Source organism: Streptomyces sp. NPDC001157 (assembly GCF_053598255.1).
This window is the reverse complement of sequence record NZ_JBSFJW010000013.1, coordinates 47,903-63,339: the sequence shown is the minus strand read 5'-3', so window position 1 is coordinate 63,339 and position 15,437 is coordinate 47,903. Positions and strand designations below refer to the sequence as shown.

Genomic DNA, 15,437 nt, shown 5'->3' with positions numbered 1-15,437 from the left:
CGTACGGCTGTGCGAGTGCGGTAGAGGGCTTCCGCGCTCGGCAGGTGTCTTTCCGGGTGCCGGTCAGAACACCACGGACCAGCCTTCGCGGGCCGCCTGCTCCGCGGTGTACGACACCCCGTGCACCTTGAGACCGTCGGCGTTCTTCAGGGTGATCTCCCCGCCGTGGTTGCCGAGTTGGGCGCCCCCGGTGAGCGCGACGAGCAGACAGGCGCCGGCGGCGAGCGGGCCGGCCGGCACGACGGAGCTCTGGCCGATGCGGTCGACGATGCGCCAGCCGGTGAGATCGACCGGGGCGGGCGAGGCGTTGAGCAGCGTCACCGTCTCCGACTCGGGCGCCGGGCCGGACGGGTTGACCAGCGCCGCGACGATCCGGACGGGCTGGGCGCCCGGCTGCGGGCGGTCGCCGTCGACATCGTCCAGGGCATGCCCGGTGGCGTCGTCCGTGTGCCAGGACTGGCTCTGGAAGGCGAGGAAGATGCCGACCCAGCGTTCCTGCGCCGGGAAGTGCAGCAGCAGCCCGCCGTCCTGCCAGACGCCGTCGTCGCCCTGGAACTTCCGGCTGTTGCCCTGGTTCATGTGGATGTCGTGGACGCCGTTGCCGGGCAGGAAGCCGAACACCTTGTCCTTGACGGCCGGTTCGGGGCCGAAGCGCTCGCCGAAGACGTACAGCCGGGCCTGCTGGTCGTCGACCGCGCGGCGTACGTAGTGGTCCAGGAGGTCGGCCAGGTCGTTGTCGGGGCCGGAGACGTCCGGGGGCAGGGTGCGCATCTTCGCCGGGTCGAAGAGGTTGCCGCGCACGAAGTCGAGGTTCGGGCCGCCGGGGCCGGGTGGCAGGCTGTTCCAGCCGCCCGGCAGGCCGTCCAGACGGGCGGTGACCGGGTGCCGGAGGTCCTCGTCGACCAGGTACAGCAGCTCGGAGGGCCGTTCCTGGGATAGGACGTTGACTGCAGCGCGGTAGTGCGTGCCGCCGTCGTCCTGGAGGTGGATCTGGTAGTGCGGTGTGTCGGTGGCGCCCTCGCGCCGGGTGTCGACCGCGCGTGCGATCAGCACGCCGTAGGCCTTGAGTGGCATGACGTCCAACTTCCCCCGGGGGCAGGCGGATTGCCCGCCCGTGGGAGGAATGGTAGAGGGATGGGAGTTATGTGACCCCACTCTTGCCGTATTCCACACCCACCGTCCTGTCTACGCCTTCTGGCGATTACGCCGCTGGGCCAAGTGCGTGACGCGCGGATGAACACGCCGCTGAGCAGCCCGGATTCCCTACGATTCGTCACGTGGTCAACTTCCTCGTCCAACGCACGGCACCGCTCCCCCTCGACGAGGCGTGGCGCCGCCTGACCGCGTGGCCCCGGCACGGCCAGGTGGTCCCGCTGACCCGCGTCACGGTGACCACTCCCCCGCCGACCCACGAGGGCACGGTCGTCGTGGCCCGCTCGGGACTCGGCCCGCTCGCCTTCGACGACCGGATGGAGGTCACGGTGTGGCAGCCACCGACGGACGAGGCGCCCGGCCGGTGCCGGCTGGAGAAGCGGGGCCGGGTGGTGACGGGCTGGGCGGAGATCGAGGTGCGGCCGGGGCCCGGGGGCCGTACCCGGGTGGTGTGGCGGGAGGAACTCGGGGTCCGGCTGCTGCCCGGTTTCTTCGATCCGATCCTCCTGCGGGCGGCCCGTTACGTGTTCGGGCGGGCGGCGAACCGCCTGCTGAGGATGGAGTGACGGCCGCCGACCGGGACCGCCGGGAGGACGTCGAATCGGGCGGGACCGGCCGCTTCGTGTGCTGCTGACGCGGGGCGGGTGAGCGGCGAGTGGTCAATCAATGCCGCGGCGCGACATCACGTGCTCACGGTGCAACTCGAAGACGTCACGGGCAGCGGTGTGGTCCGGGTCTCCCGCATCCTCGTAGCACGCCGGCATGAACTCGGTACTCCAGGGATCGGAACCGAACACCGCGTCCGCCTTCCGAACCGAGAGGGCAACGCCATGTCGCTTGGTGTCGATCTTGGTGATCTGGGCGTAGATCTCTGCCCCGTCGGCGACCGTCGGCCCCTCGGAATCCCGCTGGTCGTCCGCCAGTTGCCCGATGGGGACGAAACCGTCGATGCCGCCCGTAAGCCGGACGTGGACACCGTTCGAGCTGATACGGGTGGCCGTGCCGCGGACGATCCGGCCCAGGCGGTGGCTGTCGGCGAACTTCTGCCACGGCAGCTTCTCGTCCTCGACCAGTTCCACGAAGACCTGTGCGTTCTCCTCGTCCACCGCCAAGATCCGCACCGTCACCTGATCACCGGTCCCGATGGAGGTCGTGCTCGGCGCGTCCTGGTCGAGCAAGCCACGGAAGCTGCCCAGGTCGACCACGACATCCTGCTCGGTGAAACGCGTGACCGTGCCCGTGCGTACGTGCCCCACCCGCAGGTGTGCCAGCCACAGCTGCGGCGGCAGAACGGCCGCTTCCTCCAGCCACGCCCGGCGTGAGAGGACCACGGAACCGGACGGCGTGATCCATGCCTTCGCATCGATGATCTGGCCCACGTACCGCTGCCGGTCGCCCACAGGTTCCAGTTCGACGTCCTCCGTAGGCAGGAACGCCACGACATCCGCGACCTTGACCGCGAGTCCGCCGTCGACGACCCCGGCCACCCGGCCGCAGACCGTCGCACCGCCCGGTGGCACACCGGCGGCCTCGGCCGCCTCCCGACGCCGTAGGGCCTCACTGAGGAAGACGAGCTGACGGGACAGGAGCACACGGCGTGTGTCGCTCGTCTCGATGCCGACCACGACGGCGTCCAGATCGTCACCGAGCCTCAGTCTCCCTGCCCGGAGACCGTGCTCGTCGGAGAAGGCCAGTTCAGTACGTGGAATGACGGCGCGGTACCGCCCGACATGAACCTCCACCTCCTTCTCGTCGAACCCGCGGACGACTCCGGTCACGACGGAGCCGAGCGGGAAGCCGTCCCCTTCCCGCTCGACTCCGGTCACGGCGGAGCCGAGCGGGAAGCCGTCCCCCTCCCGGGTCTCGGACACCACCCGCATGGGCCGCGGGGACGGCCCCACCTCGCTCACCGCGTCCCTGAACGACCTGTACGCCTCCCCGTCCCGCTGCCAGTCCCCCGCCGAGTCGATCAACGTCCGTACCAGCGTCGTACCACCGAGGTCACGCCCGCCGTCCTCCCCGGCCGCCATCTGGCGACAATGGGCCGCCGAGGCGGTCGCCAGACGCGTGACGGGGTGCCGCGCGCCCAGCAACTCGCGGAACTTCAGCGCCCGTTCGGCGAGCGCGTCCGCCGTCCGCTCCGCCTTCCCGGGCTCGGGCAGGGCTCGTACCATCTCCACCTCTGCGGAGACCAGGTTGGTCAGGGCAGCCACGGTTCGGGGATGGGCGGGACCGAGCCGGAACTCGAGGCGCTGCGCCGTGGCGGCGAGCAGCCGTGCGGCGCGCTCCAGCCGGGCGGGCGACCGTACGGCGCGGGCCGTCTCGATCTGAACTGCGGCCAGGTCGGCCTGGACTGCGAGGACCTGCGGGTGGTCGGCACCGAGCAGGGTGGCCAGCCGCTGAACCGCGACCTCGACGACCTTCGCCACGGTCTCCAGGGTTTCGATGTCACCGGCCCGGACAGCCGCCTCCGTGCGCGTCATGGCGAATCCCACGACGGTCATGTAGGCGCGCGGGTCTGCGTCGTCCAGGCCGTCGAGCCGTTCGCCCGCGCGCCGCGCGAGGGCGGCCAGGACACGCTTCGCATGGTCCCCGAACCTCGGTTCGAGCCCGACGAGTTGATGCTCCACGGTGCCCAGGACCGTGTGCAGAGCATGCCATCGTGGAAGGTCGGGATCGGGTGACGTCTCAAGCATCGCACGCGCTCCGAGCACGTGATCGAGTGCCGCGTCGGCGTCATCGAGATCCAGTTCGACCGCGGCGAGGTTGACCTGTGCGGCCACCTCCGCCGCCGACAGGTTCAGGGTTTCCGCGTCCCGGACCGCGTGCCGGAGCACCTCCCGGGCTTCCGACGGCAGTCCCAGCGAAATGCCGAGCACACCAAGGCAGTTGACGAACGCATCGGCATGCCGATCCCATTCGGACTCCGGCACGCCCTCCTGCCGGAGCCGACCGGACATCACCCGGAACACCCGCTCTGCCTCGTGTCTGAGCCCCAGGCGCGCGAGCAGCCGGGCCAGCCGCACCCCCGCCACACCGGTGTCAGGCCCCCAGGGTCCGTCGCCGATGAGGTCGTCGGTGCGCGCGTCGAGGGATCGCAACAGATTCGCCATCAGTGAGAGGCGGAGCTCCTCCGGACCCCGAAGGGCCTCCTCGGCGCACCTGACAGCCTCGTTCAGCGAATCAATCACGGGCCACCTCACCCTTCACGGTCTGCACCACCGTCTCGAGCAGTTCGATCCGGTACGGCGGCAGATCCACCTCCTCGACGAGGCCGGCCCGGGCCCAGTCCTTCAGCCGACGCAGACTCAACTCGGTGAGGTCCAGGGTGTCTTCGACTCTGGCGCGCCGAGCAGCCGCGGGCGAGGGCTCCGCCGAGGGCGGTGGCCCATCCGTGAGCAGTCCCAGCAGCCTGCGGGGGTTGAGCGCGTCGAAGGAGTCAATGACCGCGCCGAGATCGCCGGCGGCGAGTGGGCACCCCTGGCCTCCGCGGAGCTCCCGCGCGTGGTCGGCCGTCAGCAGCACTCCCAGAACGGCGGCCTCCAGGCCCGCACCGTGCCGCTGGACCGGGCCGCCCGCGTACTCCTCGGCCCTACCTGCAGCCTGCGGTTCCTCCGGGGCGAGTTCCAACACCGTCAGAGAGCGCCGGCCCTGGACCACATCGTCGACGTGACCGCTCAGGCGGGCATGTGCAGGGCTCGGCCGGTAGGGGGCGTACCAGTCGTCTCCCTTGACGGCTCGGTCGGCACGCGGCGTCGGATAGTCGGCCTCCGGGGCTGCCATCACGTGGACCAGCGCGAGCCCCTCCGTCACCTCGTCGACGTATCCGCGCAGCGCGAGGCCCTGTGCGGTGCGCAGCTCGATCTCGCCGCCCAGACCGACGCCGCCCAGACACCCCTCCGCCGTCACCACGTAGTGGCGTGTCACGAAGAATCCGGCACCGCGCAGGACACCGCCCTGGGAGATGGCCACCCAGTATTCCTCGCGCCCCATCCGCCACCTCTGCTTCCCGCCACTCCCCCAGCACCGGGCGCTGCGACCTCGGCGCTGAGCGGCCACAGCAGCGTACCGCCGTGGGAGTTCGCTCACCCTCGTCCCAGGATCCTCCGCGCGCCCGTGATCACCGCCGTGGCCAGCACCCATCCCGACACCACGAGGAACATCGCGACCGCCTTGTCGACTCCCACGGGATCCCAGCCGCTCCGATAGCCGAGACTCGCGACGGGTACGAGGAGGTCCAGGCTGTACAGCACCGGATCCCAGGAACGTTGTGCCCCGGCGCTGCCGCCCGTCGGCCGCGGCGGATGCGCTGTGAACCACAGGGCACCGGCCGTGGCCAGAGAGACCAGCCACAGCAAGGCGCGGCGCGGGGCATAGCCATAGCCGAAGAGCACGTCCTGCACTGCACCCCACAGTCGGCTCGACCAGCCGTCGTGGCGGCGCACATGGCGCTCGCGGGCATGCCGTACGGCGCGAGCGGAGCGTTCGTCGCCGGCGGCCTCGTAGGACTTGGCCAGCTGCTCGAAAGATCCCCCACCGGCCTGCGCGTCGCGGGTCAGCCAGCCTATGCGGCGCTGTGTGTCGAGGGGTGCGGCGGTTTCGAGTCGCTTGTAGGCAAAGCCTTCCAGGAACAGTTCACCCGTGGCCGGCCAGGTGGCCTCGGAGTCCACCAGGACGTCCACCCTGGCGTCCTGCAACACCACCCGCCCGGCCGGGGCCTCGCGCAGGTCGAGGCGGAGACGGGGGACCTGCAACCGGCTGAGCAGCAGCTCCCCGGCGGGTTCGGCGAGCACGCTGTCGTGGAAGGTGACCACTCCGCCGACGTTCGCGGCCCGCAGCAGCACCTGTCCGGCGCTGCGAAAACCCCAGTCGGCGTAGAAGCCCCCGCCGCACACGAGTCCGGTGGCGTCGATGCCGCCCACGTCGGCTGCCTGAAGAACGACCGCGTAGTCGATGTGCGCTTCTCGGAGGTAGAGGGCACCCGAGGCTCGCAATTCCCGGGCGTGCAACGCCCCTTCGACAGTGAGGCGCGGGGCGAGGACGGACCAGGCCTCGGGGTCCGTCATGATCAGCCGTTCCAGCACGAGGCTGCCGCCGATCCGCGCGTCCGCCAGGCGTAGGACTCCTGTCGCAGAGCCTTCCTGCACCCGGCGCGGCGCGCGTGTCCCGTCCCCCGCCGTCGGATCCAACAGCGGGCGGCGCTCACCGCTCCCGTCGCCCAGGCGCGCGCCGGCCAAGCGGAGTTCGCCGTCCGTCATGATGCCGTCGGCGCGCAGCGCGGGCAGGACGGACCCGGACAGGTCCAGGGCGGAAACCGCGAGTCGAGTCAGCTCTACGGGTTCCTCGAAGACACAGTCGACGAGCGCGACGGCGCTCTTGACACGGCAGTGGCTCAGATCGAGCGTTCCAGTGACCCGCAGACCGGTGTATCGGTTCGCGGGGCCGCCGTCCGGTCCTGCCGTCGTGAGCGCGGAGCGCAGAGCGTCCGCCTCAACCGTGCCGGACAGGTCCACTCGGCGACGGGAGCGCCAACTCCCCCTGCCTCGCGCCATGAAGGCCCCCTTTCCCCCTCGTAGGGGATATCACGCGACGGCGCACCACAGCCCGCGTTCACCACATGCACTGTCGTGCCCACCACCGCCATACTGACGTCATGGAGCAATCTCTCTCCGAGGCCCCGGTCGTATTCGGCGACGAGGCAGTCGATCGGGCCCTCGCCGAGTGGCTCCACACCCATCACGCGGAACTCTCCGAGGCGGAGTTGCTCAAGACCGGTGGCAGCGGAGGCAAGCTCGTCTCGGCATTCGTGCGCGAAAGCGATCCCCGGCGCACGGGGGGCCGCCTGATCATCAAGCTGGTCGGCCAGTCCGACGACGCCGCGGTGGAGCCGCGCAACCACCACGCGGCACTGCTGAGCCGCGTAAAGGCCAACGAGGACTTCATCGACCGCCATCTGGTGGAACTGGCGGACATCTCCTGGAAATTCGACCACTCCTGGCTGATGTTCCAGCGTCCTGCGGGCGACGGGCGGGAGGTGACCGACACGCTCGCCGGGGTCGGCAGACCACAGCGGCTGCCCAGGTTGGCGAAGGAGATCACCACCGGGCTGCTGAGCGGCTGGAACCCCCAGGATCCGGAGATGGACAACGTGTCGGCGCACGAGTTCGTCCGGGACCTCCTGGGAAAGCGCCTCGACGAGAAGGCCCCCTTGCGCACCTGGATCCGCGCGCGGCTCGGGCCCGAGGCGGAGTCCCTGCCCTGGTTCTCGTCGGCGGATGCCGAGAGCGTGCTCCCCAACCCGGTCCTCCTGACAGCCGGTTGTGCCCTGACCGACCTCAGGGTCCGCTTCGCCGCCCGCGGTCGCACACACGGCGATCTGCATCCCGGGAACATCATGGTGCCGGTGCGGGAAGACGCCCCGGCGGATGACTTCACGCTGATCGACCTGTCACGCTTCGACGAGCGCGGGCTGCTGGCCCGCGACCCCGTGCACCTGCTGCTGAGCCTCGTCGCCGACGCCTTCCTTCCCCACCTGGAGACCGACGAGGCCCGGAGTGAACTGATCAGCGGCCTGATCGGCACTCGCTGCGACGGACCACTGGTGCCCCAGGGACTTGCCCGTACGGTCGACGAGGTCCGCGCGGCGATGCTCGACTGGGGCGCGAAGCGCCACATCAACGACGGCTGGCGGCACCAGTGGCACCTGTCGCTCCAGGCCTGTGCCCTGATGTTCACCGCGCGAACCCGCTACTTGGACCGTGACCGCTGGTGGTTCTACCGGCTGGCGGCGGAGGCGTGCGGGGCCTATCTGGACGGCATGTCGGTCAGACGGCCGGTGGAGGCACCCGAGCTGAGGCCACAACTCACCGATGAGGGTGAGATCGCGCCTGTGACGATCCGTACCGTCGTCACGCAGTCCGCTGGGCCTTCTCGTTCCGCGGGGGCGGACGGCGATGGGACTCTGAAGCTGCTCCAGGAGATCTGGGACACGTTCGACGGTCCCTTGCAGCACCTGACGGTTGCGCGAATTTCAGAGGTGAGAGGCTCATCCCTGACGGCAGTGAGGAATCGCGCTCTCGCTTTCAGGTCGGCTCTGGGGAGGCCGGGGGGCGCGCCGACCCTTTCCCCGGCGAGTCGGGAGAAGATTCTGAAACTGCTGCACGCGGTGGCGGTCCGGTCCGAGTTTCTGAAAAACGCCCTGCCCCAGTTGATGGTGCTCAATCTGAGCAACCCCTTGACGAGACCTCCCGCCCTCGACCAATTCGTCGGCGTTCTGGACGAGTTGTTGACCGTCGTCCGCAATACGACGCCCGCAACGTCGGCCCCTGCCCCCTCCTAGGCCACCGACCCGATCCGCCCCGCCGGCTCCGACGCCGTGTCGCGGTGGATCGGCGTGTGTGCCCCGGTGAGGGAAACGCCGCTGCCGCCACGTCGGTTGGCGACGATCTCGGAGGCGATCGACAGGGCCGTCTCCTCCGGGGTGCGGGCACCGAGGTCCAGCCCGATCGGGGAGCGGAGACGGGCCAGTTCCAGCTCGGTCACGCCGACTTCGCGGAGGCGTTCGTTGCGGTCCAGGTGGGTGCGGCGGGAGCCCATCGCACCGACGTACGCCACCGGGAGGCGCAGGGCCAGCTGCAGCAGCGGTATGTCGAACTTGGCGTCGTGGGTGAGGACGCACAGGACGGTGCGGGCGTCCACGGAGGTCTGCTCGAGGTACTTGTGGGGCCACTCGACGACGATCTCGTCCGCCTCCGGGAAGCGGGTCCTCGTCGCGAAGACGGGGCGGGCGTCGCACACCGTCACGTGGTAGTTCAGGAACTTGCCGATCCGCACCAGCGCGGAGGCGAAGTCGATCGCACCGAACACGATCATCCGGGGCGGCGGGACGGAGGACTCCACCAGGACCGTGAGCGGGGCTCCGCAGCGTGAGCCCTGCTCTCCGATCTCCAGGGTGCCGGTCCGCCCGGCGTCCAGGAAGGCCGCCGCCTCCCCGAGCACCGTGCGGTCCAGTTCCGGGTGGGCGCCGAAGCCGCCCTCGGACGAGCCGTCGGGCCGCACCACGAGCGCCCGGCCCCGCAGTTCGGCCGGTCCCGACACGATCCGCGCCACCGCCGCCGCCTCCCCACGGGCGGCGGCGGCCAGCGCGGACGCGACCACCGGACGGGCGGGATCACCGGCCCGTACCGGAGTGACGAGGATGTCGATGATGCCGCCGCAGGTCAGGCCGACTGCGAAGGCGTCCTCGTCGCTGTACCCGAAGCGCTCCAGGACGGTTTCGCCGTCCTCCAGCGCCTGCCCGCACAGGTCGTACACGGCGCCCTCCACACAGCCGCCGGAGACCGAGCCGATCGCCGTGCCGTCGGCGTCCACCGCGAGGGCGGCCCCCGGCTGGCGGGGTGCGCTGCCGCCGACGGCCACCACGGTGGCCACGGCGAAGTCACGTCCCTGCTCGACCCACCGGTTGAGCTCCTCGGCGATGTCCAGCATCTCTCGGTCTCCTAACGGGGTTGGTGTGGAGGGCCATTCAAGAGCGTCTAGTGAACGCCCATCCAGCTCTCGATCGGATTGAGGGCGAAGTAGACCAGGAAGATCACCGTCAGGCCCCACATGAAGGCCCCGATCTCCCGCGCCTTGCCCTGGGCGATCTTGATGGCGACGTAGGAGACGACTCCGGCCGCGACGCCCGCCGTGATGGAGTACGTGAACGGCATGATCACGACGGTCAGGAAGACCGGGATCGCGGTGGCGCGGTCGGCCCAGTCCACGTGGCGGGCGTTCATCATCATCATGGCGCCGATGACCACCAGGGCCGCGGCCGCCACCTCACCGGGGACGATCGCCGTCAGCGGGGTGAAGAACAGACAGGCCGCGAAGAACAGGCCGGTGACGACCGAGGAGAGTCCGGTACGGGCTCCTTCACCGACGCCCGTCGCGGACTCGACGAACACCGTCTGGCCGGAGGCGCCCGCGACGCCGCCGATCGCGCCGCCCGCGCCGTCGATGAACAGCGCCTTGGACAGGCCCGGCATCCGGCCCTGCTCGTCGGCCAGCTTGGCCTCGGTGCCGACGCCGATGATGGTGGCCATGGCGTCGAAGAAGCCGGCCAGCACGAGGGTGAACACGATCATGCCGACCGTCATCGCGCCGACGCTGCCCCAGCCGCCGAACTCGACCTTGCCGAAGATCGAGAAGTCCGGCATGGAGACCGCGCTGCCGTGCAGTTCGGGAGCACCGCTCGCCCACTGCTTGGGATCGATGACGCCAAGTGCGTTGAGCAGTACGGCGACCACGGTGCCGCCGACGATGCCGATCAGGATCGCGCCGGGGACGGCGCGCGCCTGGAGCATGAAGATGACGAGGAGGGTGGCCGCGAAGAGCAGCACCGGCCAGCCGGCGAGTTCCCCCGTCGGGCCGAGGGTGACCGGCGTCGCCTTGCCCTGGTGCACGAAGCCCGCCTTGACCAGGCCGATCAGGGCGACGAACAGGCCGATGCCCATGGTGATGGCGTGCTTGAGCGCGAGCGGGATCGCATTCATGATCATTTCGCGCAGGCCGGTGACGACCAGCAACATGATGACGACGCCGTACATCACGCACATGCCCATGGCCTGCGGCCAGGTCATCTGGGGCGCGACCTGCGAGGAGAGCACACCGGAGACGGAGAGGCCGGCGGCGAGGGCGAGCGGCACCTTGCCGAAGAAGCCCATCAGCAGCGTGGTGAAGGCCGCCGCGAACGCGGTCGCGGTGATGAGGGCCTTCTGGCCGAGCGTGTCCCCCGCCGCGTCCTTGCCGGACAGGATCAGGGGGTTGAGCAGGAGGATGTACGCCATCGCCATGAAGGTGGTGATGCCGCCGCGCACCTCGCGCGCGACCGTGGATCCTCGCTTGGATATGTGAAAGTACCGGTCGAGCCAGGACCTGCCGGCCGGGATACGGGTTCCTTCACCCGCATCGTCGGCGGTGGTCGACGGCTCCAGTGACTGCTGGGTCATGTGGGCCTACTCCCAAGGTTCACAGGGGCACCCGCGGTTGTTCTATGGGTTCGCGGGATTTGGGAAGGTGCTTCGGCCGCACGACCCGGGGGACGGCCCGAGACGAACGAACTCTCTGGTACTGACGGTGGTGCCGTGGTGCTGTGCTGCTTCAAGTGCCGCGAGCGGTGCGGTGCTTGAGTACTCCGGGCGGCGCGGCGAAGTGTGACGTTCCCGGCGCCGCCCGGAGAGACTTTGCCGCTACGCCGTTCCGGTGAGGTGCTCCGGACGTACCGGCGTGCGGTTGAGCTCCAGCCCGGTCGCGTTCCGGATCGCCGCGAGGACGGCCGGGGTGGACGACAGGGTGGGGGCCTCGCCGATGCCGCGCAGCCCGTACGGGGCGTGGTCGTCGGCGAGTTCGAGGACGTCGACGGGGATGATCGGCGTGTCGAGGATGGTCGGCAGCAGGTAGTCCGTGAAGGACGGGTTCCTGACCTTCGCGGTCTTGGGGTCGACGATGATCTCCTCCATCACCGCGATGCCCATGCCCTGGAGGGTGCCGCCCTGGATCTGGCCGAGCACGGAGAGCGGGTTGAGCGCCTTGCCGACGTCCTGGGCGCAGGCCAGTTCGATGACCTTGACCAGGCCGAGCTCGGTGTCGACCTCGACGACGGCGCGGTGCGCGGCGAAGGAGTACTGGACGTGGCCGTTGCCCTGGCCGGTGCGCAGGTCGAAGGCCTCCGTCGGGCGGTGCCGCCACTCGGCCTCGACCTCGACGGACTCGCCTTCGAGCACGTCCGCCAGGTCGGCGAGGACCTCGCCGCCGTCGGTGACGACCTTGCCGCCCTCCAGGAGCAGCTCCGCCGTCGCCCAAGCCGGGTGGTACGTGCCGAACTTGCGGCGGCCGATCTCCAGGACCTTCTCGCGGACGAGCTCGCAGGAGTTCTTCACGGCGCCACCGGTGACGTACGTCTGCCGCGAGGCGGACGTCGAACCCGCCGAGCCCACCTGGGTGTCCGCCGGCTGGATCGTCACCTGCGAGACGCCCAGCTCGGTGCGGGCGATCTGCGCGTGGACGGTGACACCGCCCTGACCGACCTCCGCCATCGCCGTGTGGACCGTGGCGACGGGCTCGCCGCCGACGACCTCCATGCGGACCTTGGCGGTGGAGTAGTCGTCGAAGCCCTCGGAGAAGCCGACGTTCTTGATGCCGACCGCGTAGCCGACACCGCGCACGACGCCCTCGCCGTGGGTGGTGTTGGACAGACCGCCGGGCAGCTGTCGTACGTCCGGGCCCTCGCTGGACTCCCACTGGCGCTCCGGCGGCAGCGGCATCGCCTTGACGCGGCGCAGCAGTTCGGCGACCGGGGCCGGGGAGTCGACCGGCTGCCCGGTCGGCATGATCGTGCCCTGCTCCATCGCGTTGAGCTGCCGGAACTCGACCCGGTCCATGCCCACCTTGTCGGCGAGCTTGTCCATCTGCGCCTCGTAGGCGAAGCACGCCTGGACCGCGCCGAAGCCGCGCATCGCGCCGCAGGGCGGGTTGTTGGTGTAGAGGGCGATGGCCTCGATGTCGACGTCGTCGATGACGTACGGGCCGACGGACAGCGAGGAGGCGTTGCCGACGACCGCCGGGGAGGCGGAGGCGTAGGCGCCGCCGTCCAGGACGATCCGGCACTTCATGTGGGTGAGCTTGCCGTCCTTGGTCGCCCCGTGCTCGTAGTAGAGCTTGGCGGGGTGGCGGTGGACGTGCCCGAAGAAGGACTCGAAGCGGTTGTAGACGATCTTGACCGGCTTGCCGGTGCGCAGGGCCAGCAGACAGGCGTGGATCTGCATCGACAGGTCCTCGCGGCCGCCGAAGGCGCCACCGACGCCGGCGAGCGTCATCCGGACCTTGTCCTCGGGCAGGCCCAGGACCGGGGCGATCTGGCGCAGGTCCGAGTGGAGCCACTGGGTGGCGATGTAGAGGTCGACACCGCCGTCCTCCGAGGGGACCGCGAGACCGGACTCGGGGCCGAGGAAGGCCTGGTCCTGCATGCCGAAGGTGTACTCGCCCCGGACGATGAAGTCGGCCTTCTTGGCGGCCTCGTCGGCGTTGCCGCGCACGATCGGCTGGCGGTGGACGATGTTCGGGTGCGGGACGTGGCCGATGTGGTGGTCGTCGCGGTTCTCGTGGACGAGGATCGCGTCCGGTGCGGTGGCGGAGGCCTCGTCGGTGATGACCGGGAGCTCGCGGTAGTCGACCTTGATCTTGGCGGCCGCGCGGCGGGCGGTTTCCGGGTGGTCGGCGGCGACGATGGCCACCGGCTCGCCGTGGTGGCGTACCTTGCCGTGCGCGAGGACCGGGGTGTCCTGGATCTCCAGGCCGTAGTTCTTCACTTCGGTGGGCAGGTCGTCGTACGTCATGACGGCGTAGACGCCCGGGGTCTTCAGCGCCTCGCTGGTGTCGATCGAGACGATCTCCGCGTGCGCGACGGTGGAGCGCAGGATCTGGCCCCAGAGCATGTCCTCGTGCCACATGTCGGACGAGTACGCGAACTCGCCGGTGACCTTGAGGGTGCCGTCCGGGCGGAGCGTGGACTCACCGATGCCGCCCTTGGTCTTCGAACCCTGGGTGACCTTGGTGGGCGTACCGATGGGAGCGCCGTTGCTGGGCATTGTCAGACCGCCTCTCCCTGCCGGGCGGCCGCCAGGCGGACCGCGTCCATGATCTTCTCGTAGCCCGTGCAGCGGCACAGGTTGCCCGACAGGGCCTCGCGGATGTCCGCGTCGGTCGGGTTCGGGTTGCGCTCCAGCATCTCGTCGGCGGCGACCAGCAGACCGGGGGTGCAGAAGCCGCACTGGACGGCGCCGGCGTCGATGAACGCCTGCTGGATCGGGGAGAGTTCGGTGCCCTCGCCGGTCTGGGAGTCCTGCCCCTTGGCGGCCCAGGTCTGGGCGTCCTGCAACGACGTACCGCAGGCTCCGGTCGCACAACCGCCGTGCTCCGCACGCTGCTTGGCGAAGTCCGCCAGCCCCTCGACGGTGACGACCTCGCGGCCCTCGACCTGACCGGCGGCGACCAGGCAGGCACACACGGGCACGCCGTCCAGGCGGACCGTGCAGGAGCCGCACTCGCCCTGCTCGCAGGCGTTCTTCGAACCGGGCAGACCGAGGCGCTCCCTCAGCACGTACAGCAGGGACTCGCCCTCCCAGACGTCGTCGGCTTCCTGCGGACGTCCGTTGACGGTGAAGTTGACACGCATCACGCAGCTCCCTCGGTGGTGCGGCGGGCGCCGCGGTACGACTCCCAGGTCCAGGTCAGCGTGCGGCGGGCCATGACGCCCACCGCGTGCCGGCGGTAGCTCGCCGTGCCCCGGACGTCGTCGATCGGGTTGCAGGCGCCGGAGCACAGCTCCGCGAACTGCTTGGCGACCGACGGGGTGATGATCTTTCCGTTGTCCCAGAAGCCGCCCTCTTCGAGCGCCGCGTTCAGGAACTCCTCCGCGGCCTTCGCCCGGACGGGTGTGGGCGCCGCGGAACCGATGCCCGTACGGACGGTGCGCGACGAAGGGTGCAGGGCGAGGCCGAAGGCGCACACGGCGATCACCATCGCGTTGCGCGTGCCGACCTTCGAGTACTGCTGCGGGCCGTCGGCCTTCTTGATGTGCACGCTCTTGATGAGCTCGTCGGCGGCGAGCGCGTTGCGCTTCACGCCGGTGTAGAACTCGTCGATCGGGATCAGCCGGGTGCCGCGCACCGACTCGACCTCGACCTCGGCGCCCGCCGCGAGCAGCGCGGGGTGGGCGTCGCCGGCCGGGGAGGCGGTGCCGAGGTTGCCGCCGACGCCGCCGCGGTTGCGGATCTGCGGGGAGGCGACCGTGTGCGAGGCGAGGGCGAGACCCGGCAGCTCGGCGCGGAGGCTCTCCATGATCTTCGAGTACGGGACGGAGGCACCGAGCCGCACGCTGTCCTCGCCGACCTCCCACTCGTAGAGGTCGCCGATGCGGTTCAGGTCGAGCAGGTACTCGGGCCGGCGGTGGTCGAAGTTGATCTCGACCATCACATCGGTGCCGCCCGCAATGGGCACAGCGGTGGGGTGCTCAGCCTTGGCGGCGAGCGCCTCCTCCCAGCTGGCGGGGCGAAGGAAGTCCATGACCGGCTCTCTTCTTCGTCTCGTGAGTCGTACGGATCAAGCCAGATCTGGTGCGGCGGGCCCGGCTTGTTCATGTGCTGTTTACGCGGAGTGGAGCCAGTACACAGCGCCGTGCTCCACCCAGGTCAGTCACGGAAACCATGAAGGAGTTGGCTGGCCAGGCCGGGCATCTTGTAGAT

The 15,437-nt window shown here is 70.1% G+C and carries 11 protein-coding genes; 2 read left to right on the top strand and 9 right to left on the bottom strand.

Annotated elements, in window-relative coordinates:
* Positions 1 to 63 precede the first annotated feature (63 nt).
* Entirely contained in the window at positions 64 to 1,074 is a 1,011-nt protein-coding gene (locus tag ACWDAG_RS23425) for a DUF2278 family protein (RefSeq protein WP_450697495.1), read from the bottom strand.
* A 203-nt stretch (positions 1,075 to 1,277) separates the two neighbouring features.
* Here ACWDAG_RS23425 and ACWDAG_RS23420 point away from each other — a divergent pair, with 203 nt between their 5' ends.
* Positions 1,278 to 1,718, top strand: coding sequence for an SRPBCC family protein (locus tag ACWDAG_RS23420; RefSeq protein ID WP_450697494.1), 441 nt, complete (start codon positions 1,278 to 1,280; stop codon positions 1,716 to 1,718).
* A 93-nt stretch (positions 1,719 to 1,811) separates the two neighbouring features.
* Here ACWDAG_RS23420 and ACWDAG_RS23415 read toward each other — a convergent pair whose 3' ends face one another.
* The 3 genes from ACWDAG_RS23415 to ACWDAG_RS23405 all read right to left on the bottom strand — a co-directional run bounded on the left by ACWDAG_RS23415 (position 1,812) and on the right by ACWDAG_RS23405 (position 6,704).
* Positions 1,812 to 4,265 carry a S1 RNA-binding domain-containing protein gene (locus tag ACWDAG_RS23415; protein ID WP_450697493.1) on the bottom strand — a complete coding sequence of 818 codons (2,454 nt, stop codon included), beginning with the start codon at positions 4,263 to 4,265 and terminating at the stop codon, positions 1,812 to 1,814.
* A gap of 70 nt (positions 4,266 to 4,335) precedes the next feature.
* Entirely contained in the window at positions 4,336 to 5,124 is a 789-nt protein-coding gene (locus ACWDAG_RS23410) for a hypothetical protein (protein ID WP_450697492.1), read from the bottom strand.
* 113 nt (positions 5,125 to 5,237) lie between these two features.
* Entirely contained in the window at positions 5,238 to 6,704 is a 1,467-nt protein-coding gene (locus ACWDAG_RS23405; protein WP_450697491.1) for a hypothetical protein, read from the bottom strand.
* Between the two features lie 101 nt (positions 6,705 to 6,805).
* On the opposite strand from ACWDAG_RS23405, the gene ACWDAG_RS23400 reads away from it, so the two are divergent.
* Positions 6,806 to 8,491 carry a hypothetical protein gene (locus ACWDAG_RS23400; protein ID WP_450697490.1) on the top strand — a complete coding sequence of 562 codons (1,686 nt, stop codon included), beginning with the start codon at positions 6,806 to 6,808 and terminating at the stop codon, positions 8,489 to 8,491.
* On the opposite strand, the gene ACWDAG_RS23395 is transcribed toward ACWDAG_RS23400, so the two are convergent.
* From ACWDAG_RS23395 to ACWDAG_RS23375, 5 genes are all read right to left on the bottom strand, one after another.
* On the bottom strand, positions 8,488 to 9,639 hold the full coding sequence (locus ACWDAG_RS23395; RefSeq protein ID WP_450697489.1) for an XdhC family protein: 1,152 nt from the start codon (positions 9,637 to 9,639) through the stop codon (positions 8,488 to 8,490). The two genes, ACWDAG_RS23400 and ACWDAG_RS23395, sit on opposite strands and share 4 nt — an antisense overlap.
* A 47-nt stretch (positions 9,640 to 9,686) precedes the next feature.
* Positions 9,687 to 11,144, bottom strand: a complete 1,458-nt coding sequence (locus tag ACWDAG_RS23390) for an NCS2 family permease (RefSeq protein ID WP_450697488.1) — start codon at positions 11,142 to 11,144, stop codon at positions 9,687 to 9,689.
* Positions 11,145 to 11,384: 240 nt separating this feature from the next.
* Positions 11,385 to 13,781 (bottom strand): xanthine dehydrogenase family protein molybdopterin-binding subunit, encoded by a 2,397-nt coding sequence (locus ACWDAG_RS23385; protein WP_450697487.1) that lies wholly within the window; start codon positions 13,779 to 13,781, stop codon positions 11,385 to 11,387.
* 2 nt (positions 13,782 to 13,783) lie between these two features.
* Positions 13,784 to 14,368, bottom strand: coding sequence for a (2Fe-2S)-binding protein (locus ACWDAG_RS23380; RefSeq protein WP_450697486.1), 585 nt, complete (start codon positions 14,366 to 14,368; stop codon positions 13,784 to 13,786).
* Positions 14,368 to 15,258 (bottom strand): FAD binding domain-containing protein, encoded by an 891-nt coding sequence (locus ACWDAG_RS23375; protein ID WP_389077760.1) that lies wholly within the window; start codon positions 15,256 to 15,258, stop codon positions 14,368 to 14,370. Before ACWDAG_RS23375 ends, ACWDAG_RS23380 begins: the two co-directional genes overlap by 1 nt.
* Positions 15,259 to 15,437: the final 179 nt, after the last annotated feature.

Coding starts and splice junctions, on each gene's coding strand:
- ACWDAG_RS23415 (WP_450697493.1), bottom strand. CDS start 4,265: ATGGCGAATCTGTTGCGATCCCTCGACGCGCGCACCGACGACCTCATC.
- ACWDAG_RS23395 (WP_450697489.1), bottom strand. CDS start 9,639: ATGCTGGACATCGCCGAGGAGCTCAACCGGTGGGTCGAGCAGGGACGT.
- ACWDAG_RS23380 (WP_450697486.1), bottom strand. CDS start 14,368: ATGCGTGTCAACTTCACCGTCAACGGACGTCCGCAGGAAGCCGACGAC.
- ACWDAG_RS23390 (WP_450697488.1), bottom strand. CDS start 11,144: ATGACCCAGCAGTCACTGGAGCCGTCGACCACCGCCGACGATGCGGGT.
- ACWDAG_RS23405 (WP_450697491.1), bottom strand. CDS start 6,704: ATGGCGCGAGGCAGGGGGAGTTGGCGCTCCCGTCGCCGAGTGGACCTG.
- ACWDAG_RS23400 (WP_450697490.1), top strand. CDS start 6,806: ATGGAGCAATCTCTCTCCGAGGCCCCGGTCGTATTCGGCGACGAGGCA.
- ACWDAG_RS23385 (WP_450697487.1), bottom strand. CDS start 13,781: ATGCCCAGCAACGGCGCTCCCATCGGTACGCCCACCAAGGTCACCCAG.
- ACWDAG_RS23425 (WP_450697495.1), bottom strand. CDS start 1,074: ATGCCACTCAAGGCCTACGGCGTGCTGATCGCACGCGCGGTCGACACC.
- ACWDAG_RS23375 (WP_389077760.1), bottom strand. CDS start 15,258: ATGGACTTCCTTCGCCCCGCCAGCTGGGAGGAGGCGCTCGCCGCCAAG.